The sequence below is a fragment of the Exiguobacterium sp. AB2 genome (genome assembly GCF_000696055.1).
GTDB lineage: Bacteria > Bacillota > Bacilli > Exiguobacteriales > Exiguobacteriaceae > Exiguobacterium > Exiguobacterium alkaliphilum.
In genome coordinates, this window is the sequence record NZ_JNAA01000039.1 from 1 (window position 1) to 21,156 (window position 21,156).

Genomic DNA, 21,156 nt, shown 5'->3' on the forward strand with positions numbered 1-21,156 from the left:
TCCACGCATGAACGTGGCACCGTCCATTTGTTTTTTTCCAGCCGGTTGTAACAACGTCACTTTGATGGCGACATCATTTCCGGTCGCGACGACAAATCCGTCCTCCTCGAGGCGGACGATCGTGCCCGCTTCCCCGCTGCCCGTCGTCTTCTCGCTCGCGAACACTTTGACGCGTTCTCCGGCAATCGTCGTATAGGCGGTCGGGAACGGGTTCATCCCGCGGATATGGTTGTAAATCGTTTCGCCCGATTGCGTCCAGTCGAGCGCTTCCCGCTCGCGACTGATGTTCGGCGCGAACGTGACGTCTTGCTCGTCTTGCGGCACTGCTTCAATCCAGCCTGCCAAAAAATGCCGGTAGCGTCCGAATCAACAAGTCAGAGCCAGAAACGGCGAGCTTGTCGAACAGTGTGCCGACCGTATCCGTCTCCTCGATTGGCACGATCGTATTCGCAATCATGTCACCAGCGTCGAGTTGATCGACCATGTACATGATCGTGACGCCCGTCTCGCGCTCTCCGTCGAGAATCGCTTGATGAATCGGCGCCCCGCCGCGGTACTTTGGTAGCAATGAAGCGTGAACGTTGATGGCGCCGTGTGGCGGTGCCTCTAACAGCTCCGTCGGGACGATTTGTCCATATGCGGCCGTCACGATCAAGTCCGGTTTGAGCGCGAGAATGTCTGCGTAATCCGTACGGACTTTCTCTGGCTGCAGGACCGGGATGTCGTGGCGAAGCGCACACGCTTTCACCGGTGTCGGTTTCAATTCACGTTTGCGGCCGACCGGTTTATCCGGTTGGGAGACGACACCTACGACATTGTATCCTTCTTCGAGCAGGCGCTCAAGTACAGACACAGCGAATGTCGGCGTTCCCATGAAGACGATTCGCTTGTCCGTCCCTTTATCCGGAACGGCGAGCTTATCCGTGAACAACACACCATCTAAGTGGTCAATCTCATGTTGAATCGCTCGAGCGAAAAAACCGCTCGCTTTCACGCGCTGCTCGCGCCCTTTTAAATCTTGTGTCTTGATGACAATCGTCTCATGGCGTTCGACGAAACCGAATTCACCCGGAATGCTCAAACAGCCTTCGAGCCCGACTTCTTGACCCGACGTCTCGATGATCTCCGGGTTAATCAAGACGAGCGGTCCCGTCTCGTCATCCGTATGGACGACGGCGAGACGTTGGTTCAAGTTCACTTGCGGCGCGGCGACGCCGACCCCGTCATACTCGTACATCGTGTCGAACAGACGGTCGACCGTTTGACGCAACTTTTTATCAAACTTCGTCACCGGCTCACAGACGACCCGTAAAATCTCGTTTGGTACTTCTACTACTTTATACATCAAGTTCCACCTCACATGAATACGTATGGATTTACATCGATACTCAATTGATATTCTTTTTTGCTTATCGCTTTCGCCCGTGCCTGTTGGAGCGTGGCGAGCGCTGGATAGAGCGACTCGGGCTGTTTCGTCTTGATGAACAGCTGATAGCGATACATATTTTTCAATTTTGACAGCGGCGCCGGCATCGGTCCGTTCAATCGCGATTGGTCGATGTGCATGTTCATAAAGTCTTCGGCGAACTGCTCGGCCTCGGTCTGCGCGACGAGCGGGTTCTCGGCCGCGATCGTGACGAGCGTGACGTACCAATACGGTGGATGCGTCCCGACTTGCCGCAGTCGCATCTCCTGCTCATAAAATGCTTCATAGTCATGTTCACTCGCCGTCTCGATGACGTAATGCTCCGGGTTGTACGTTTGGACGTACGCCTCTCCCGGAAGCTTACCTCGACCGGCACGGCCCGCCACTTGTGTGACGAGTTGGAACGTGCGCTCGGTCGCCCGAAAGTCCGGCATGCCGAGCGTCGCATCGGCCGCGAGTACCCCGACGAGCGTGACGTTCGGGAAGTCGAGCCCTTTGGCAATCATTTGCGTGCCGAGCAAGATGTCGGCCTCGCCGTCCTCGAACCGTTTCAGCAGTTGTTCATGCGCTCCTTTGCGTGACGTCGTGTCTTGGTCCATTCGGATGATTCTCGCGTCCGGGATGCGGTTGAGCAGCTCCGTCTCGATTTTCTGGGTACCGGTACCGAACTGTTTAATTTTTTTACTGTCGCACGATGGACATTTGGATGGCATCCCCATCTCATAACCACAATAGTGACACTTCAATCGATCGCCGTGTTGATGATACGTCAAGTTGACGGCACAGTGCGGGCACGTCAGTCCCTCCCCGCAATCCCGACACATGACGAACGTCGTGAACCCGCGCCGGTTGAGCAAGATGACACATTGTTCTTTTTTCGCGATGCGGTCGTTGATGGCGACAAACAAATCTTCCGAGAACATCGTCGTGTTGCCTCGTGCGAGTTCGCGCCGCATATCGATAATGTGCACCGGCGGCATCTTACCACCGTAACGCTCTTTCAAATGAAGATAGCGATAGACGCCGCGTTGCGCCCGTGCATACGACTCGAGCGACGGTGTCGCACTGCCGAGCACGACCGGACAGCCGTGATAGCGGGCCCGCCAAATCGCCACGTCCCGCGCATGATAGCGCGGGTTCTCTTCTTGCTTATACGTCGTCTCATGCTCTTCATCTAAAATGATGAGCCCGATGTTCTCGAGCGGGGCAAATACGGCCGAACGGGCCCCGACGACGACGTCGACTTCACGGCGCTTGATTTTACGCCATTCGTCGTATTTCTCTCCTTGGGAAAGCGCGCTATGGAGCACAGCGACGCGGTCCCCGAAACGGCGTTTGAATCGCTTCACCATCATTGGGGTCAAACTGATTTCCGGGACGAGTAAAATCGCTTGTCTGCCTTCATCGACGACTTGGCCAATCGCTTCGAGATATACTTCAGTCTTTCCGCTCCCTGTCACGCCATGCAACAACAGCGTCTCCCCGGCCTCCGCTTCACGAATCGCTCTCACGGCGACCGTCTGACTGTCGTTTAACTCGACCGTCTCGGTCACTTGCTCAATCAAGGCGTACGGGTCACGATTCAATTCAACCTCGGTCACCCGGACGGCGCCGAGCGCCTCGAGTTTTTGAAGCTGTGCCCGTGACAGGCCGATTTGCCTGAGCGACGACCAATACATGCGGGGCACGTCTTCAAGCAGACGCATCGCTTCTTGTTGCTTTTTCGCCCGGGCCGGAACGACACTCGCATCCAATCGTTCGATGACGAGGTCTGTCTTCACGGTCCGTTTTTCTTTTAATACAGGCGACAACGAGAGCTCGCCTTTTTTGGCGAGATCGAGAATGACGGACTGGACGTCTTTCGGATATTCCGACAAATGTGTACCGGCCCGAACCCCTTCCGGGAGCACCTCGCCTTTTATCTCTTTGTCATAACTGACTTTGAGCGCGGCCGGGAGCATGGCGAGTAAGGCTGATGATCGGAAACAGAGCGTCGTCTGTTTCACGTGGGTCGACAAATCGAGCAGCTCATCGGTCAAGGACGATTCCTCATCAAGAAGTGCCTCGAGCGGCTTGAGCCCGTCCCGGGTCCCTTCGGACAGACCGGTGACGATTCCAAGGAGTCGCCGCGTTCCGAACGGGACCGAGACACGCATCCCCGGCTCGATGAGCGATTCGAACTGGACCGGCACTTCGTAATCGAACGGCCGGTCAATCGTGATGACCGGTGCATCGACGTGGACGTGTGCAATCATCGAATCGCTTCCTTAAATTGAAGCAACAGCGCATGCGCCAACTCCTGTTTCGATTGGCGCGGTAGCCGGTGAACCGAGCCGTCCGCACGGAAGAGGGTGACCTCGTTCTCGTCTGCCCCGAACCCGATGCCCGGTGTCGCCACGTGATTCGCCACGAGATAATCGACACGCTTTTTCTCGAGTTTGGCGCGGGCATGCGTCTCGAGCTGCTCGGTCTCGGCGGCGAAACCGACGAGTATTTGGTCTCTTTTCTTCATCCCGAGCGTCTTTAATATATCTGTCGTCTCTTCGAGCTCGATCGTCAACGGCCCATGGACTTTCTTATGTTTCTCGGCATGGACGGTCGTCGGTCGATAGTCGGCGACCGCGGCCGATTTAATGACGAGGTGCTGGTCGTCGAAATGTGCGAGCACCGTCTCGAGCATTTCCGCGCTCGACTCGACGGGGAGCGCGGTCATGCCGTCGGGAATCGGGATTTGAAGCGGCCCGTGCACGAGCGTGACGTAGGCGCCCATATCCCGGGCCGCCTCGGCGAGGGCGACACCCATCTTCCCGGATGAGTCGTTCGAAAGAAACCGGACCGGATCAATCCGTTCGACCGTCGGGCCGGCTGTCACGAGCACGCGTTTACCGAGGAGATGTTTTGGGACGAATTGGCTCGCGATGATGCGCAGTAAGTCTTCCGGTTCCGGCAGACGTCCTCCGCCAATCCAACCGCAGGCGAGGTTGCCGACGCCAGGTTCAATGATTTGATACCCGTATGATTTGAGCGTCTCGATGTTACGGCGCGTCGCCGGATGGTCGAGCATGTTGACGTTCATCGCCGGCGAGATGATGACCGGACACGTCGCAGCTAAAATCGAAGTCGTGATAAAATCGTCCGCTAACCCGTTCGCGAGCTTTGCAATCATGTTCGCCGTCGCTGGTGCGACGACGATCAAGTCACTCGTATCCGGGACGTCGATGTGCGCGATTTTTGTCGGGTCATGTTCTTCAAACACATCCGTATAGACCGGATTCCGGCTGAGCGCTTGGAACGTCGCTTGACCGACGAACTGCTCGGCAGATGCGGTCATGGCGACGCGCACGTTCGCGCCCGCTTGTACGAGTTTCGACGTGAGTGCACACGCCTTGTAAGCAGCGATCCCACCGCTCACACAAAGCAAGATGTTCCGATCGTTCACCATTCACCATTCTCCCCTTTATAGACAATGAGACCCAAGTCGCAAACGACTTGGGTCACACTTCATCCGTTGTTCTTTTCGTTCGCGATGATTGTCGTGTCACCCGAATACAGTTCTTCTAGCGCTTGTCCGACCGGCTTATACGATTTTGGCGCGGCAACTTTCGGAGCTTTTCCGTCCTGAATTTGACGGGCCCGTTTAGCAGCGACCGTCACGATCGTGTACTTCGACGGGATTGTACGTTGTAAGGCATCAATCGAAGGGTATAACATTAAATGACCTCCATCATGGCTTTTTTATAGAGAGACGCGACACGTTCACGTTTGCAATGCTCGGCCGTCACGATCGCTTTGATGCGTTCAATCGCTTTTTCGACTTCATCATTGGTCACAACGTAATCATAGGCATCCATCAATTCGATTTCTTCACGAGCGACGAGCAAACGTTGTTTGATGACTTCTTCCGATTCCGTACCTCGACCGACGAGGCGGTTGCGGAGCTCTTGCAGGCTCGGCGGGGCCAAGAATAAAAAGACGGCTTCCGGGAAGCGTTCCTTCACTTGGAACGCACCTTGGACTTCAATCTCTAAAATGACGTCCTTCCCACCTTCGAGCGTTTCGCGTACCCACTCGACCGGTGTCCCGTAATAGTTCCCGACGAACTCGGCATGCTCGAGCAATTGCTTATGCTCAATCATGTCTTCAAACTGTTCTCTCGTTTTAAAGAAGTAATGCACTCCTTCAATCTCACCTTCACGTGGTTTCCGTGTCGTCGCCGATACAGAATATTGAAGGTTGTTATCCTCTTCCTCACGGAGTACGCGGCAAACGGTTCCTTTGCCGACACCGCTTGGACCGGACAAGACGATTAATAAACCTCGTTCTTTAAAATTCAATGCATTGCCCTCCATCTTCTAACATCACATTTCATAATAATAGCAGTCCACCGATTGTTACGGCAAGAAGAAGTTCGGATTTCCTACTTCATCGTACCATATTTTCCGTTAATCTGATAACGTAGAGACAGAAAAAGAACAAAGGTGATGAGACTAGTGGCATATGATGGATTAATGACATACCGAGTCGTGACGGAACTTCAGGCGCTCGTCGGTGGACGAATCAACCGCGTCCACCAGCCGTATGCGCTCGACTTGATGATGCAAGTGAGATCGAATCGACAGAACGTACAATTGCTCGTGTCAGCGAACGCGATGTACGCCCGACTTCAATTGACTGATACCGCAATTAAAAATCCGCAAGAACCTCCGATGTTTTGCATGATTTTACGAAAACATATCGAAGGTGGATTTATCACGGCTGTCGAACAAGTCGGCCGTGACCGTGTCATCGTCATTTCGGTCCGTTCGCGAAACGAGCTCGGTGACGAGGAGAACAAACGGGTGTATATCGAATTGATGGGGCGTCACTCGAACGTCGTCTTGACGAATGAGGACGGCAAAATTTTAGACGCCATCAAACATTTACCACCGTCCCAAAACACGTACCGGACAATCATGCCGGGTAGCGAGTACTTGTTGCCACCCGCTCAAGACAAATGCGACCCGCTGACAGAACGAGTGGAAGGATTAAAACGCATCGACTGGAATGCAGGCAAGCTCGATAAACAGCTCGTCTCAAGTTTCGCCGGGATGAGCCCACAAATCGCACAAGAAATCGTCTATCGGGCCAAAACGCCTAACCGCGCGAGTCTCGAGGCGGCGTTTGACAGTGTCATTGCTGACCTTGAAGGCGAATACGTCTTCCAACAGCTCGCCTCCGGAAAAGAACGGTTCGCTCCCGTCCGCTTGACGTTCGGTGACGTCATGTCAGAAGAGACGTATGACTCGAGTAAAGACGTGCTCGACCGCTTCTTCTATGAGAAAGCGAACCGCGACCGCGTCAAACAGCAGGCGCACGATGTCGAACGGTTGCTCAAATCCGAGCTCGAGAAAAATCAGTTGAAACGAAAACGTCTGCTCGATGATTTGAAGGCGACGGAACGGTCCGATGAGCTCCAAAAGTATGGCGAGCTGTTGACGACCTACTTATTCCAACTCGAGAAAGGGATGACCGTCGCTCACGTCGTCGATTATTATGACGAGGACGGTGCCATGATCGACATCCCACTCGACCCGCTCAAGACACCGAACGAGAACGCGCAACGCTATTATAAGAAATACAACAAATTGAAAGTCGCAAAAGTCGAGGTGCAAAAGCAAATCGAGTTGAACGAAGCTGAGATCGTCTATTTGGAGACGTTGATCGCGCAACTCGATGTCGCCGCGCCGTCTGACATTATCGAGATTCGAGAAGAACTCGCTGAAGGCGGGTATATCCGTCAAAAGGCGCAAAAGAAGAAACAGACGAAAAAGATTGCCCTCGAAGGGTACGTCTCGTCGACCGGCACGGAGTTTTATGTCGGGAAAAACAACACGCAAAACGACCATTTGACGTTCAAATTCGCACGACGTGACGAGATTTGGCTTCACGTGAAAGACATTCCAGGCTCCCACGTCATCATCCGTTCGGTTGAACCGGACGAGACGACACTCCTCGAGGCGGCGACGGTAGCCGCCTACTTCTCGAAGGCGCGTGCCTCGAGCGGGGTTCCGGTCGACTACACGAAAGCGCGCCACGTGAAAAAACCGAGCGGCGCGAAGCCCGGGTTCGTCATCTACACGGATCAGCAGACGGTGTACGTCACGCCGGATGAGCGGCTCGTCAAATCACTCCAGCAATGAGCATTGGCCACGTCGCATGACGTGGTCTTGTTTGTGTAGATTCTTAGTATTGCCTTCGCTGGCACCCTCCGTTCCTGGGGCGATGCGACGGAGACCCAGCAGCGACTTCATGTCGCGATGCGGCTCCGGGATTGCCTGAGGAAAGCGTAGGCGCCGAGAGGACGAGCATTTTTATGAATCATGAACACAGGCTCCGTCATCGCGACGGAGCCTGTGTTTGTTTCGGGTCATGTTTGAACAACTCAAGCTGTTCATGGTAGTCAAGCAAGTGCCCGTGCAAGATTTCTGAGACGGATAAGTCTTCATGGGGCAACGTGAACAGCGAGTACGGCTTATCACACGTATAGAGGATGTCATGGTGATGGGCGAGCAAATATAAAAACTCGGCCTCGAACGTCTTTCGATCCTCCTCATCCATCAATAAGAGCGCCTCGCGATGTTCCGCTAAACTCTCGAGCAAGAGGACGAGCTTGTCCTCAAGGTGAATCAACAACCGATATTGTTTAATCGTCAAATGCTTCAACTTCACGTTCGTGACTTTCATGTCCTCTTGTAGCATCATGTGCAGTTCTTGATGACCGAGGATGCGGGCCCTCGTCTCGAGCAGTTCGGCCGGCGAACCGACGAGTTCACGCCAATGATGGAACATATAAGACGACGTCTTCCGAATCTCGCCGAGGAGTCGCTCCTCGTAACGCGGCGGCATGAACGCATAGTTCACACCGAGTGAGACGAAGACACCGACCGCGGTCAATAACGACCGGGTCCACGCGTAGTGGAAGAAGTCGGTCGTCGGATTCTCGAGCATGAGGACGATGGCGAACGCGGCGTACGTCGACATATGCGTCTTATCGAACGTCGTGTTCAGCGTCAAGGCGACGATGACGGCGAGTCCGATTGAGATCGGGTTGACACCGAACGCATAGACGATGAGGAGGCCACACATCAGTCCGACCATCGTCCCGAAGATTCGACTGAAGACGATTTTTGACGAACGTTTGACGGTCGGCTGCATCGCGACGACCGCGGCGATGGCGCCCATACCGGAATAAATGCCGAACACGTACCACGATAACGCGATGGTGATGGCGACGGCGATGCCGGTCTTCAACGTCCGAAGACCGACTTTCGGGATGTATCGCTTATCCATCATCTCAACTCAACCTTCCCTGTCTCCGCAATCAAATCGATCGTCGGTCGGTTCGAGTTTGACAGCTGATACACACCGCTGCCAACCTCGTTGTAGCGTTCGGCAGCAGTCACGCTTCCTCCCGTATCGACGTTCACTTGACCAGTCGCATGTCGCGGCTCGAACGTGAGCGCTCCGGCTTCGGTTTGAACGGTCAACGCCCGGTTGACGACGATGTCGCGCACGGATGCCTCACGGTAAGAACGGATGTCCGCTTGGACGACCCGGACCGTCTCGAGCGTCACATCACTGCGCGTCTCGACACGTAGCCGGTCCGACTCGACTTTCGTCAAGTTGACCGCGTTCGCATCCAAGACGATCGACTTCGCAATCAACCCTTGACCCGTCACTTGCTCGGCCGTCACATCAATCGATGTCATCGAGCTCGGCAAGGCGACACGGATCTTATAGCGCGACGGGGATGCGCTCGGTCGGCTGCCGAACTGGCTGAAACGTCCGAACCGTTCGACGATTGAAATCGTATCCCCGACCGCCTTCACTTTGATCGTCCGTTCTTTCGAGTTCGTCTGTAGCACCTCGACTTGGACTTTTTCATTCGTGCTACGGATGAACTCGACGTTGCCATGCGCCGTCTCGAGCCGCAACTTCTTCATTTGATAACGGTCCTCATATTTGTCCCCGAGTGCCAAGACGTCGCTAAATACGAATAAGTTCACGAAAAAGAGGGCGGGGAGGATGAGGAATACAAGGCCGAATGTGATTTTACGATGCTTCGGGACGTCTTGAAACCGTGCTTTCCACGACTTCCCTTTCATTCTAGAGTACGCCATATCTATCTCCTTCTTCATCTGCTTTCCCTATTCTAACACGTTCAGTATCCCATGATGCACATCGAAAAAGAATCCGCCCGGAGGTGGATTCTTCGAAAGGGTGATTATGATGTGACGCGTTCGCTCCAGCCTGTCGGATTTGTACGCCAGTCACGTAACGAAGCAGCTTCGTCTTCACGGATGATTCGCTTCTTGACGGCGACGTCGAGCAAATCCGATAGGGTCGTCAGTGCATCCGCAGTTAGGCCCGAGTCCAACAGGTTGATGGCGAGACGGTTCAAGCTGTACGAGAAAATCGCTTGAATCTTCACGACTTCGCCGCCCGCTGTCTCGACCGCTCGAGCGGCTTTGATGCTCGATTCCCCGGTCGACAACAAATCTTCAATCACGACGACACGAGCCCCTCGTTCGAACCGGCCCTCGATTAAATTCCCTTTGCCATGACCTTTCGCGCTTGAACGGACATAGACGAGTGGTAACCCGAGACGGTCGGCGACAAGCGTCGCATGCGGAATCCCCGCTGTCGCCGTCCCTGCGATGACATCGACGTCGAGCGGTCGAATCGCTTCGACGAGCGCGTCGACAATCAAGTTCCGAACCTCGGGATAGCTAAGCGTCAAGCGGTTGTCACAATAGATCGGACTTTTCAGTCCGCTCGACCATGTGTACGGGTTCTCCGGCGAGAGTGTCACGGCTTCAATCTTTAGCAATGCTTCAGCGATTTGTTTCATACGTTCGACTCCATTCGTTAAGGTAATGTGTGTAAGCGGCGTTCGGGTCAACGGATCGGGTGATCGGTCGGCCGACGACGATGGCGGACACGCCGGCGTCGCGGGCTGCCTGAGGCGTGGCGACGCGTACTTGGTCGTCGGCTGCCTCGTTCAGTCGGATACCCGGCGTCACCGTCAAAAAGGTTGAGCCGAGCGCTTGGTGAATCGCCTCGGCTTCATGGACCGACGCGACGACCCCGTCGAGCCCCGCCCGTTGTGCCATCGACGCCTGCCTGAGGACGGCCTGTTCGAGCCCATCGCGAATGTGTAGCTCATCGGCGAGCATCCGTTCATCGGTCGACGTCAGTTGGGTGACCCCAATCAATCGCGTCGTGTCGGTCACGTCACGTAATCCCTCTAAGGCGTAACGCATCATCGTCTCGCCCCCAAGCGTATGGACGTTTGTCAATTCGACGCCGAGGCGACCGATTTGACGGAGCGTCCGCCGTGCCGTCTCTGGGATGTCATGGACTTTGACGTCTAAAAACACCGGGTACCCTTCGCCGACGAGCCGCTCGACGAATCGCCCTCCTTCGCGATAGAACAGCTCCATGCCGACTTTGACGGCCGGTCGTGCCTCGATGCGCCGTAACAAGCGGAACGCATCGTCCGCCGTCTCGACATCAAGCGCGAGATACAGTCTGTTCATACGCTTTCCCCCTCACGTCTAAAATATGATTGATTCCGAGTTCGTCAAGTCTGTGCGGCAACGCTTCAATAATCTCTTGGCAGACGTACGGATTCTCAAAGTTGGCCGTTCCGACGGCGACGGCCGAGGCGCCCGCATAAATGAACTCGAGCACGTCATCGACCGACCGCACGCCGCCCATCCCGATAATCGGGATATCGACTGCTTGGGCGACCTCGTATACCATACGGATCGCGACCGGTTTGATGGCCGGCCCTGACAGCCCCCCGATGCGGTTGGCAAGAATCGGTGTCCCCGTCGTGACATCGATGCGCATCCCGACGAGCGTATTGATCATCGTGATGCCGTCGGCTCCGGCCGCTTCGACCGCTTTCGCCATGTCCGTGATGGACGTGACGTTCGGGGACAACTTGACGTACACCGGTTTGGATGAAGCCGCTTTGACGAGACGGGTCAATTCGGCCGCCATGACCGGATCGGTCCCGAACTGCATCCCACCACACTTCACGTTCGGGCACGAGATGTTCAGTTCGAGCGCTTTCACGGTCGGGTCCGCGCTCATCGTCTCGGCGACGTACACGTACTCTTCCGGCGTTGAACCGGCGACGTTCGCGATAATCTCGGTATCGAACGTTGCGAGAAACGGTAGCTTGTCCGATACGATCGCTTCAGCACCGGGATTTTGAAGCCCGATTGCGTTCAACATTCCTTCCGCCGTCTCGGCGACGCGCGGCGTCGCGTTACCGAACCGTGACTCGCCCGTCGCTGCCTTGATCATGATGCCGCCAAGCATCGATAAATCATATAATTTCGCGAACTCTTCCCCGAAACCGAAACAACCGGATGCCGGCATGATCGGATTCTTTAATTGAAGCCCAGGTAAACTGACATGTAACCTCATAGCGTCACCTCCTCTGCTCGGAACACTGGCCCGTCGCTACACACTTTGACATAACCGCCAGGCGCCTCGCACACACAAGCGAAGCACGCCCCGATGCCACATCCCATCCGGTTTTCAATTGAGACGAAGCGCTCTTTGATATGCGACGCCGCGACCGCCTTGAGCATCGGTTCCGGCCCACAGCTGAACAAGACGTCGGCCTCGATGTCTGCGAGCGGACCGGTCACAAATCCGGCTTCCCCGTAGGAACCATCGACCGTCGTGATGATCGTCTCCCCGAGCGCACGGAACGCCTCTTCATAGAACACACTTTCTTTTGTATCAAACCCGAGAATCGCAATCGTTTCAATCCCCCGTTCCGTGAGCAGCCGTCTCGTATAATAGAGCGGCGGCACGCCGATGCCACCACCGACGAGGACGACACGCTTACCCGTCTGTTCGAGTGGAAACCCGTTGCCGAGCGGACCGAGGACGTCTAATACGTCACCCGGCCGTCGTGCAGCGAGGTCTTGTGTCCCTTTCCCGATGACTTTGTATAGGAATGTCACGACGTCCCCCTCGACGTTCGCGACCGACAGCGGGCGCCGGAGTAACTCTGACGTCTTCACATGGAAGAACGTCCCTGGCGCGATCACGCTGTCCTCGACCGACACTTTCATCTCCATCGCCCCTTTTGCGATTGGATGATTCGACAATACGGTTGCGAACTGTCTCATACGGTCACTCCGAACTCGGTGAATGCCGGCAGGCTCGTCGTCTGGAACGAGAGGCTCTCGATGACTTGGAGCAGCGCCTTCACCGTATCGAGCGACGTCAGGCAGAGCACCCCTTGCTCGGCCGCGGCCCGACGGATGATGAACCCGTCTTTCGTCGTGAGGGCGTCGCGTGTCGTCGTGTTCAAGACGATGTCGACACCACGCTCGATGACGCTCAGCATCGTCTCGCCTTCCTCACTGATTTTCCCGACCCGTTTTACTGGAAGTGCCGCTTGCTCGAGCGCGTGTGCCGTACCGCTCGTCGCCATCAATCGGAATCCGAGACGATGGAACCGCCGCGCGATGTCGAGCGCTTCGGCTTTATCTTGATCGGCGATTGTCAACAGGACGTTCCCTTTCAAGGCGATCGTCATGCCGGCGGCGACGAGCCCTTTATACAGCGCCTTCTCGAGCGTCCGGTCGGTCGCCATGACTTCACCGGTCGACTTCATTTCCGGCCCGAGCGTTGGATCGACTTCTTTTAATTTTGCGAAACTGAATACCGGTACTTTGACCGAGATGGCGTCCGCTTCCGGATGCAAGCCGGTCCCAAGCCCGAGGTCTTTCAAACTCGTCCCGAGAATCGCCTGCGTGGCGATGCGCGCGACCGGGAGGCCTGTCACTTTCGAGATGAACGGGACGGTCCGGCTCGCCCGTGGATTGACCTCGATGACGTATAAGTCGTCGGCATAGACGAACTGGATGTTGAGTAACCCTTTAATGCGGAACGCCTTGGCAAGTTTAATCGTGTAGTCGACGACTTGTCGTTTCAACTCGTCAGAGAGTCGCTGTGGTGGATAGACGGCGATTGAGTCGCCCGAGTGAACGCCAGCCCGCTCGATATGTTCCATGATGCCCGGGATATAGACGTCCGTCCCGTCACAGATAGCGTCGACTTCAATCTCGATGCCTGTCAAGTAGCGGTCGATGAGTACCGGGCGCTCTTTTGAGGCGACGACGGCATGGCGCATGTAGCGTTCGAGCTCCGACTGCTCATACACGATTTCCATCGCCCGTCCGCCGAGCACGTAGGACGGTCGGACGAGGACCGGATAGCCGAGCATGTCGGCACAGGCGACGGCTTCTTCGACCGTCACCGCTGTCTTCCCTGGTGGCTGGGCGAGTCCTTCTTTTGTCAACGTCGCCTCGAACGCTTTCCGGTCTTCGGCGCGGTCGAGGTCCTCGAGTGACGTCCCTAAAATCTTGACGCCCTCCGCTTCGAGCGAGGCCGCCAAGTTGATGGCCGTCTGACCGCCGAACTGGACGATGACGCCGAGCGGCTGTTCGTTCCGAATGACTTCGAGCACGTCTTCGGTCGTGAGCGGTTCGAAGTAGAGCCGGTCCGAGATGGAGAAGTCGGTGGACACCGTCTCCGGGTTGTTGTTGATGATGATTGCTTCATAGCCCGCGTCACGAATCGTCTGAATCGAGTGGACGGTCGCATAGTCGAACTCGACGCCTTGTCCGATGCGGATCGGACCCGAGCCGAGGACGAGAATCGACGGTTTTTCGGTCTTCACGGCCTCGTTCTCGACTTCGTACGTCCCATAAAAGTACGGCGTCTCCGAGGCGAACTCGGCGGCACACGTATCCACCATCTTATACACTGGCCGGACACCCCAGTCGTTCCGGAGCGATGTGATCGTCTCCACATTCTCGTTCACGATCCGGGCAATCATCTTGTCGCTGAAGCCGAGTCGTTTCGACTCGACGAGGCTGGCTGGTGTGAGCGGTTCACGCCGGAGCGTCGCTTCCTGTTGCCAAATGCGGGCGAGTTTCGACAGGAAGAAGCGGTCGATTTTCGTCAACTCATGTAACTGCTCTGGCGAATACCCGCGACGAAGCGCCTCATACAGCATCCATAACCGCTCGTCGGTCGGCGTCGTCAACTCGCGTTCAAGTTCATGTTGACTCAATTGTGCGAGTCGCGGCACGGCCAGGTCCTCTGTCCCGAGTTCGAGTGAGCGGACGGCCTTGAGGAGCGCCTCTTCGACGTTACGCCCAATCGCCATCACTTCCCCAGTCGCTTTCATTTGCGTGCCGAGACGGCGGTCAGCCGATTCGAACTTGTCGAAGGCGAAGCGCGGAATTTTGGCGACGACGTAGTCGAGCGCCGGTTCGAACGAGGCGTAACTCGTCTCCGTCACCGGGTTCTTCAGCTCCGACAGCTTATAGCCGACGGCGACCTTGGCCGCGAGCTTGGCAATCGGGTAGCCCGTCGCTTTCGAGGCGAGCGCCGAACTGCGCGACACGCGCGGGTTGACTTCGATGACGTAGTACGTGAAGCTGTCCGGGTCGAGGGCGAACTGGATGTTGCATCCCCCTTCGATGCCGAGGGCGCGGATGATGTCGAGCGAGACGCTACGGAGCATCTGATAGTCGCGATCCGACAACGTCTGAGTCGGGGCGAAGACGATCGAGTCGCCCGTATGGACCCCGACCGGATCAAAGTTTTCCATCGCACAGACGATGATCGCCTGGTCGCTCGAGTCGCGCATGACCTCATATTCGACTTCTTTCATCCCGGCGATCGACTTCTCGAGCAACACTTGTGTCACCGGGCTCGCCTTGAGACCCGACTCGACGATTTGCTCGAACGACGCCCGGTCGTGGGCGATCCCGCCACCGGTTCCTCCGAGCGTGTAGGCCGGACGGATGATGATCGGGTACCCGATTTGCTCCGCGAAACCCCAGGCCGCGTCGAGCGACTGGACGATCTCGCTTTCCGGTACCCCGTGGCCGAGCTTGTACATCAAGTCGCGGAACTGTTCCCGGTCCTCCGCTTGTTTGATGGCCGACAGTTTCGTCCCGAGCAATTCGACACCGCAGTCCGCCAAGACACCGCGACGGTCCAGTTCCATCGCCAAGTTGAGTCCGGTCTGGCCGCCGAGTGTGGCGAGAAGCGCGTCGGGACGCTCTTGACGAATGATCCGTTCGACGAACTCCGGTTCGAGCGGTTCGATATAGACACGGTCCGCCGTCGTCGGGTCGGTCATGATCGTAGCGGGGTTCGAGTTGACGAGGATGACTTCGTAGCCTTCTTCTTTCAAGGCAAGACATGCCTGTGTACCAGCATAGTCAAATTCTGCCGCCTGTCCGATGACGATGGGGCCTGATCCGATGACGAGGATTTTCTGAATATCTGGTCGTTTTGGCATGTCACATTCCTACTTTCTGTTTGTTTTCTTGAACGAGTTGCATGAAACGGTCGAATAAATCGTTAGCGTCGTACGGTCCAGGTGCCGCCTCAGGGTGGTATTGGACCGAGAACGTCGGATAGTGGAGATGTTTGACGCCTTCGACGGTCCCGTCGTTGACGGCACGGTGCGTGACGACGAGCCCAGTTGTCGCGAGTGACGACTCATCGACGGCGTAGCCGTGGTTTTGGGACGTGATCGTCACCGCCCCGGTCTCTAGTTCGAGCACGGGATGGTTGGCACCGCGATGGCCGAACGGGAGTTTGAACGTGTCTGCCCCGCCGGCGAGGCTAATCAATTGATGGCCGAGACAGATGCCAAACAGCGGTAACTTCGGCATGAGCGTCTCGATGAGCGGGAGCGCCGTCGGGACGTCTTTCGGGTCCCCCGGTCCGTTCGACAACATGATGCCGTCCGGTTCGTAGCGCAAAACTTCTTCCGCCGTCACGTCGTGCGGCAAGACGACGACTTCACAGTCACGTTTGACGAGTTCGCGCATAATCCCGAGCTTCGCCCCGAAATCGATGAGGGCGATGCGGGGACCGCTGCCGGTCGTCACATAGGCCCGCTTCGTCGAGACGCGTTCGACTTGGTCGGTCGGAAGCAGACCGTCGAAGCGGTCTTTGACGAGGTCCCACGTCGATTCTCCGTCGACCATGACGCCGCGCATGACACCGCGAGAACGTAAGTGACGTGTGAGCATCCGTGTGTCGACGCCCGCAAGACCTGGAATGTTGAATCGTTTGAGCGTATCCGATAACGTCGCCGTCGAGCGGAAGTTTGAAGGTGCATCGCACACTTCCTTGACGATGAGACCTTTTGCCATCGGAACGGTCGTCTCGAAATCTTCACGGTTGACGCCATAGTTCCCAATCAACGGATTCGTCAGCACGATGAGTTGATCACAATAGGATGGATCGGACAACATCTCTTGATATCCGGTCATCCCAGTCTGGAAGACGACTTCCCCGGTCGTCTCGATGTCAGCACCAAACGCTGTCCCTACAAATGAAGTCCCGTCTTCAAGCCATAATGTTCGTTTCATCGAATCTCCCCTTATATACGATTTCTCCGGCCACGATCGTCAAGACCGGCCAGCCGACCAAGTGTTTCCCTGCGAACGGTGTGTTCTTTCCTTTCGACTTGAACGTCGTCGGGTCGACGACCCGTTCCGTCTCCGTGTCAACGAGGACGAGGTCCGCCGCTCGTCCGACTTCGATCGCACCGTACGGCAATCCGAATACGTCACTCGGACGTTTCGTCATCCACTCGATGAGCGCGACTTCTTCTAGCTGTCCCGTCTTGACGAACGTCGTGTATAGAAGCGGGAACGCCGTCTCGAATCCGGTGATGCCGAACGGGGCCCGCTCCATTCCTTCTGCTTTCTCTGCTGCCGTATGCGGAGCGTGATCGGTCGCAATCATGTCAATCGTCCCGTCCATCAACCCTTCGATAAGCGCCGCACGGTCGTCCGCACTTCGGAGCGGCGGGTTCATCTTGAAGTTTGGATCAAGACCCGGGATGTCGTCTTCACAGAGGACGAGGTGGTGTGGGGTCACTTCGGCCGTGACGTGGATGCCGGCACGTTTGGCGTCCCGGATGACGCGGACCGATTGCCGTGACGAGACGTGACAGACGTGATAGTGACAGCCCGTCTCTTCGGCGATTAAAACGTCGCGGGCGATATGGATACTCTCGGCGAGGCTCGGAATGCCTTGGATGCCGTGTTCTTCACTGAAGCGACCTTCGTGAACCGAACCGGCCTTCAGCGTATTGTCCTCACAGTGGGCGACGACTGCCTTGCCGAGTCGTTTCGCTTCCCGCATCGCCTGACGCATCATCGCGGCAGACTGTACGCCGACCCCGTCATCGGTGAAGGCGAACGCGTCCTTAAGCGAATCCATGTCGACTTGTTCGGTTCCGAGTTGCCGCTTCGTGATGGCAGCGTACGGAAGGACACGGACGATGGCGTCTTCTTCGATTTTACGAACCAGTCGATCCATCGTCTCGCGGTCGTCTGGGACAGGGCGCGTGTTCGGCATCGCACAGATTGTGGTGAAACCACCAGCTGCCGCGGCTTCGGTCCCGGTCTTAATCGTCTCTTTCTTCTCCCCGCCCGGTTCGCGCAGATGGACGTGGACGTCGACGAGTCCCGGGATGAGGAGCTTTCCGCTCGCGTCGATGACTTCGTGGCCATCGGTCGTGCCGTCATAGTCGACAGCGCGAATCTCGCCGTGTTCGATTAAGATGTTCGTCGTCCGTTTTGTGTTCCCGTCATACCAGGTTGCGTGTTGAAGTATCATGATTGTCCCCCTAATGCTCGATGTAAGATGGCCATCCGGGCGTATACGCCGTTCGTCATCTGTGGAAAGATGCGTGACTTTTCGTGTTCAATCAAACTGCCGGCAATCTCGACGTCCCGGTTGACCGGTGCCGGATGCATGATGATTGCGTCCGGTTTCATCCGTTCGACCCGATCGACCGTCAAGCCGAACTGGGTGTGATAGTCTTCTTTCGAGAAGATGTCGCCCATGATGTGACGCTCGTGTTGGACCCGGAGCAACATGATGACGTCACTCTCGTGTAACACGTCGTCGATGTTTCGCCGCTCGAGTCCCATCGACTCGTCCCACCACGACTCCGGGCTGCAGCCGACGACGTTCGCGCCGAGCCGTCGCAAGACCGAGGCGTTCGATCGGGCGACACGGCTATGGACGAGGTCGCCACAGATGGCGACGTTCAATCCTTGGAACGTCTTGAACTCCTCGTAAATCGTGACGAGGTCGAGGAGCGACTGGGACGGATGTTCCCCGCTCCCGTCCCCGCCGTTTAAGACCGGGATGTTCAATCTCTCGACGAGTTCGTGATAATAGCCCGCTTCCGGATGGCGGATGACGAGCGCATTGATGCCGATCGCCTCGAGCGTCTTGCACGTGTCGTAAAGCGTCTCGCCTTTCGTCACCGACGATGTCGCCACGTCGAACGGGATCTCTTGGATGTTCAAGTGACGCTCGGCCATTTGAAACGAGTTCTTCGTCCGCGTGGAGTTTTCAAAGAACAAGTTCGCGACCGTCTTCCCGTCAAACAGCGGCGGCATGTCGCCTTGCTTATAGCGAAGCGACTCTTCAATCAAGCCCATAATCTCATCGAGTGCGAGCGTGTCGAGACTGACAAAATGTTTCGGTTGTTGTTGAATCAAGTTCATGTTCGTCTCCTCCTTTTGTATAGAAGGCAAAGAGAAAAGGCGCCTCTTCACCTACGTGAAGGGACGCCTTCATTTGGGTGGACACACCCAAATAAACGAGCCTTCACTTTGCCGACCTCACGGGATCGAATTAAAAGTTACTTGCTTGTCGTGTTTCTTCAGTTGTTTCATTCGCTGATTCCGTCGGCTCTTCTTTCGGCAAGAAGGCGTTCAACAAAATGCCGACGATCGTCGCGAGTGCCATCCCCTGGACCGGGAAGCTGCCGAGTTGGACCATCGCCCCACCGAGACCGACGACGAGGATGACCGAGGCGATGATCAAGTTGCGTTTTTCGGCGAGGTCGACTTTGCTTTCGACCATCGTCCGAAGTCCGTTCGAGGCGATGACGCCGAACAAGAGAATCGAGATGCCGCCTTTGACCGGATTTGGAATCGTCGAGATGAACGCTTCGACGTGACCGAGGAAGCCGAAGCTGATGGCCATGAGCGCAGCACCGGCGATCACGTACACACTGTATACTTTCGTGATGGCCATGACACCGTTGTTTTCCCCGTACGTCGTACACGGTGGGCCACCGAGTGCCGAGGCGACCGCTTTCCCGACACCGTCGCCAAGAAGCGTGCGGTGAAGGCCCGGGTCTTTCATCGTCTCACGTCCGATAATCTTTGACGTGACCATCTGGTCGCCGATATGTTCCGTCATCGTGACGAGGGCGACCGGGACGATGGCGAGGAGTGCCCCGATTTGCCACATCGGCATGTAGTCGACGAACACCATCGTGAAGTCCGGGAGTTGGAACAAGCTCGCTTGTCCGATGGCCGAGTAATCGATGATCCCGAACATGGCTGCGATGGCGTACCCTCCGACGATGCCGAACAAAATCGGCACGGCGCCCCAGACGCCTTTTAGCTTTGTCATCGCGAGCATCGTGATGCCGAGCGTGAGGAGTGCGATTGTGATGAACGTCCCGTTATACGCCCCGTTGTCATTCATCGACATGTCAATGGCGACCGGTGCAAGTGACAAGCCGATGACCATGATGACCGGTCCGACGACGACCGGCGGCAAGAGCCGTAATAACCAGCGCACGCCCGTTTTATAGACGATGAGCGAGACGACGCCGTATACCGAGCCGGCGATGATGCCGCCGAACAAGGCGGCTTCGACGCCCCACTGTTGACTGACGGCGATAATCGGGGCGATGTAGGCGAAACTCGATCCGAGATACGTTGGGACTTTGAAGCGGGTGATGGCTAAGAATGAAAGCGTGGCCACGCCGGAAGCGACGAGGGCGACCGATGTGTTGAGCCCCGTCAAAATCGGGACTAAAATCGTCGCTCCGAACATGGCGAAGACGTGTTGCAAGCTGAAGAGCAGCCATTGCGGCAAGTGAGCGGGATGCTCGTGGATGTTGAGGATGGGTTGTTTCATGTCGTTCTCCTTCCTGGCCTCTCTGGACCACCTTAAAGGTTTATTGGGTTATTGCTGATTGATGAAGACTTCGTCTGTCGCGTCGACTTCACTGAGTCGAACGACGACTTGTTCCGACTTCGACGTCGGGACGTTTTTTCCGATAAAGTCTGGGCGAATCGGTAACTCGCGGTGTCCGCGGTCAATCAAGACGGCGAGTTGGATGTAATCTGGGCGACCGTGGTCGACAAGGGCGTCCATTGCGGCACGCACCGTCCGACCGGTGTAGAGGACGTCGTCGATGAGGACGACCGTCTTTCCGTTAATGTCATGCGGAAGTTCCGTCGCTTTCACTTCCGGGTCGAGCGACTTTTTCGACAAGTCGTCACGATACATCGTGATGTCTAAATTGCCGAGGGCGATCGGCTTGCCTTCAATCTCTTCAATGCGGCGTGCGAGCCGGTCGGCGAGCGTCTCGCCTCGGGTTTTTATCCCGACGAGCACGACGTTATCCGTCCCTTTGTTGCGTTCGATAATCTCATGGGCGATTCGTGTGAGCGCGCGTCGGATGGCGGCTTCATCTAAAATGGTAGAACGTTTCATGGCGTTCCTCCTTTCTACAAAAAAGAAGACTTCCTCGTCCGGCTGGAAAAGGAAGTCTTCATATGTGAGGGGCAGACGTC

Annotated in this window: 17 protein-coding genes and 2 pseudogenes; 1 reads left to right on the plus strand and 18 read right to left on the minus strand. The window is 56.3% G+C overall.

The window, feature by feature from the left end:
* The 6 genes and pseudogenes from fmt to gmk all read right to left on the minus strand — a co-directional run.
* A pseudogene (fmt, locus tag DI14_RS05640) lies at positions 1-874 on the minus strand (methionyl-tRNA formyltransferase); the annotation flags it as partial.
* 93 nt (positions 875-967) lie between these two features.
* Positions 968-1,345: pseudogene (def, locus tag DI14_RS15190) on the minus strand (peptide deformylase); the annotation flags it as partial.
* Positions 1,346-1,356: 11 nt separating this feature from the next.
* Entirely contained in the window at positions 1,357-3,681 is a 2,325-nt protein-coding gene (gene priA, locus DI14_RS05650) for a primosomal protein N' (protein ID WP_034806386.1), read from the minus strand.
* Complete coding sequence (gene coaBC / locus DI14_RS05655; RefSeq protein WP_034806388.1) at positions 3,678-4,868, minus strand: bifunctional phosphopantothenoylcysteine decarboxylase/phosphopantothenate--cysteine ligase CoaBC; 1,191 nt, start codon at positions 4,866-4,868, stop codon at positions 3,678-3,680. Before coaBC ends, priA begins: the two co-directional genes overlap by 4 nt.
* A 59-nt stretch (positions 4,869-4,927) precedes the next feature.
* On the minus strand, positions 4,928-5,137 hold the full coding sequence (gene rpoZ, locus DI14_RS05660) for a DNA-directed RNA polymerase subunit omega (RefSeq protein ID WP_034806394.1): 210 nt from the start codon (positions 5,135-5,137) through the stop codon (positions 4,928-4,930).
* Complete coding sequence (gene gmk / locus DI14_RS05665) at positions 5,137-5,760, minus strand: guanylate kinase (protein WP_081825825.1); 624 nt, start codon at positions 5,758-5,760, stop codon at positions 5,137-5,139. The genes rpoZ and gmk overlap by 1 nt, the downstream gene beginning before the upstream one ends.
* Before the next feature lie 156 nt (positions 5,761-5,916).
* On the opposite strand from gmk, the gene DI14_RS05670 reads away from it, so the two are divergent.
* Positions 5,917-7,605, plus strand: coding sequence for an NFACT family protein (locus DI14_RS05670; protein WP_034806400.1), 1,689 nt, complete (start codon positions 5,917-5,919; stop codon positions 7,603-7,605).
* A 196-nt stretch (positions 7,606-7,801) separates the two neighbouring features.
* On the opposite strand, the gene DI14_RS05675 is transcribed toward DI14_RS05670, so the two are convergent.
* The 12 genes from DI14_RS05675 to pyrR form a co-directional block, all read right to left on the minus strand.
* Entirely contained in the window at positions 7,802-8,758 is a 957-nt protein-coding gene (locus tag DI14_RS05675) for an aromatic acid exporter family protein (RefSeq protein WP_034806401.1), read from the minus strand.
* Positions 8,755-9,585 (minus strand): DUF4097 family beta strand repeat-containing protein, encoded by an 831-nt coding sequence (locus DI14_RS05680; protein WP_034806403.1) that lies wholly within the window; start codon positions 9,583-9,585, stop codon positions 8,755-8,757. Before DI14_RS05680 ends, DI14_RS05675 begins: the two co-directional genes overlap by 4 nt.
* A gap of 104 nt (positions 9,586-9,689) precedes the next feature.
* The gene (pyrE, locus tag DI14_RS05685) at positions 9,690-10,316 is read right to left on the minus strand and encodes an orotate phosphoribosyltransferase (RefSeq protein ID WP_034806405.1); all 627 of its coding nucleotides are present in this window, start codon (positions 10,314-10,316) and stop codon (positions 9,690-9,692) included.
* On the minus strand, positions 10,300-11,004 hold the full coding sequence (pyrF, locus tag DI14_RS05690; RefSeq protein ID WP_034806407.1) for an orotidine-5'-phosphate decarboxylase: 705 nt from the start codon (positions 11,002-11,004) through the stop codon (positions 10,300-10,302). Before pyrF ends, pyrE begins: the two co-directional genes overlap by 17 nt.
* On the minus strand, positions 10,979-11,905 hold the full coding sequence (locus DI14_RS05695; protein ID WP_034806410.1) for a dihydroorotate dehydrogenase: 927 nt from the start codon (positions 11,903-11,905) through the stop codon (positions 10,979-10,981). Before DI14_RS05695 ends, pyrF begins: the two co-directional genes overlap by 26 nt.
* A complete protein-coding gene (locus DI14_RS05700; RefSeq protein ID WP_034806414.1) occupies positions 11,902-12,621 on the minus strand; it encodes a dihydroorotate dehydrogenase electron transfer subunit in 720 nt (239 codons plus the stop codon). Before DI14_RS05700 ends, DI14_RS05695 begins: the two co-directional genes overlap by 4 nt.
* Complete coding sequence (carB, locus tag DI14_RS05705) at positions 12,618-15,818, minus strand: carbamoyl-phosphate synthase large subunit (protein ID WP_034806417.1); 3,201 nt, start codon at positions 15,816-15,818, stop codon at positions 12,618-12,620. The genes DI14_RS05700 and carB overlap by 4 nt, the downstream gene beginning before the upstream one ends.
* Position 15,819: 1 nt before the next feature.
* Entirely contained in the window at positions 15,820-16,902 is a 1,083-nt protein-coding gene (locus DI14_RS05710; protein WP_034806420.1) for a carbamoyl phosphate synthase small subunit, read from the minus strand.
* The gene (locus DI14_RS05715) at positions 16,880-18,160 is read right to left on the minus strand and encodes a dihydroorotase (protein ID WP_051622587.1); all 1,281 of its coding nucleotides are present in this window, start codon (positions 18,158-18,160) and stop codon (positions 16,880-16,882) included. The genes DI14_RS05710 and DI14_RS05715 overlap by 23 nt, the downstream gene beginning before the upstream one ends.
* A complete protein-coding gene (locus DI14_RS05720) occupies positions 18,157-19,062 on the minus strand; it encodes an aspartate carbamoyltransferase catalytic subunit (protein ID WP_034806422.1) in 906 nt (301 codons plus the stop codon). Before DI14_RS05720 ends, DI14_RS05715 begins: the two co-directional genes overlap by 4 nt.
* A 130-nt stretch (positions 19,063-19,192) precedes the next feature.
* Positions 19,193-20,494, minus strand: a complete 1,302-nt coding sequence (locus DI14_RS05725) for a uracil-xanthine permease family protein (RefSeq protein WP_034806425.1) — start codon at positions 20,492-20,494, stop codon at positions 19,193-19,195.
* Between the two features lie 48 nt (positions 20,495-20,542).
* Positions 20,543-21,076 carry a bifunctional pyr operon transcriptional regulator/uracil phosphoribosyltransferase PyrR gene (gene pyrR / locus DI14_RS05730; protein ID WP_034806428.1) on the minus strand — a complete coding sequence of 178 codons (534 nt, stop codon included), beginning with the start codon at positions 21,074-21,076 and terminating at the stop codon, positions 20,543-20,545.
* Positions 21,077-21,156 lie beyond the last annotated feature (80 nt).

What these genes read in the sequence shown, in the direction of transcription:
- DI14_RS05720 (WP_034806422.1), bottom strand. Translation starts at nt 19,062, where the DNA reads ATGAACTTGATTCAACAACAACCGAAACATTTTGTCAGTCTCGACACG.
- priA (WP_034806386.1), bottom strand. Translation starts at nt 3,681, where the DNA reads ATGATTGCACACGTCCACGTCGATGCACCGGTCATCACGATTGACCGG.
- DI14_RS05680 (WP_034806403.1), bottom strand. Translation starts at nt 9,585, where the DNA reads ATGGCGTACTCTAGAATGAAAGGGAAGTCGTGGAAAGCACGGTTTCAA.
- pyrE (WP_034806405.1), bottom strand. Translation starts at nt 10,316, where the DNA reads ATGAAACAAATCGCTGAAGCATTGCTAAAGATTGAAGCCGTGACACTC.
- DI14_RS05700 (WP_034806414.1), bottom strand. Translation starts at nt 12,621, where the DNA reads ATGAGACAGTTCGCAACCGTATTGTCGAATCATCCAATCGCAAAAGGG.
- pyrF (WP_034806407.1), bottom strand. Translation starts at nt 11,004, where the DNA reads ATGAACAGACTGTATCTCGCGCTTGATGTCGAGACGGCGGACGATGCG.
- DI14_RS05675 (WP_034806401.1), bottom strand. Translation starts at nt 8,758, where the DNA reads ATGATGGATAAGCGATACATCCCGAAAGTCGGTCTTCGGACGTTGAAG.
- carB (WP_034806417.1), bottom strand. Translation starts at nt 15,818, where the DNA reads ATGCCAAAACGACCAGATATTCAGAAAATCCTCGTCATCGGATCAGGC.
- DI14_RS05715 (WP_051622587.1), bottom strand. Translation starts at nt 18,160, where the DNA reads ATGATACTTCAACACGCAACCTGGTATGACGGGAACACAAAACGGACG.
- pyrR (WP_034806428.1), bottom strand. Translation starts at nt 21,076, where the DNA reads ATGAAACGTTCTACCATTTTAGATGAAGCCGCCATCCGACGCGCGCTC.
- coaBC (WP_034806388.1), bottom strand. Translation starts at nt 4,868, where the DNA reads ATGGTGAACGATCGGAACATCTTGCTTTGTGTGAGCGGTGGGATCGCT.
- rpoZ (WP_034806394.1), bottom strand. Translation starts at nt 5,137, where the DNA reads ATGTTATACCCTTCGATTGATGCCTTACAACGTACAATCCCGTCGAAG.
- DI14_RS05695 (WP_034806410.1), bottom strand. Translation starts at nt 11,905, where the DNA reads ATGAGGTTACATGTCAGTTTACCTGGGCTTCAATTAAAGAATCCGATC.
- DI14_RS05725 (WP_034806425.1), bottom strand. Translation starts at nt 20,494, where the DNA reads ATGAAACAACCCATCCTCAACATCCACGAGCATCCCGCTCACTTGCCG.
- DI14_RS05710 (WP_034806420.1), bottom strand. Translation starts at nt 16,902, where the DNA reads ATGAAACGAACATTATGGCTTGAAGACGGGACTTCATTTGTAGGGACA.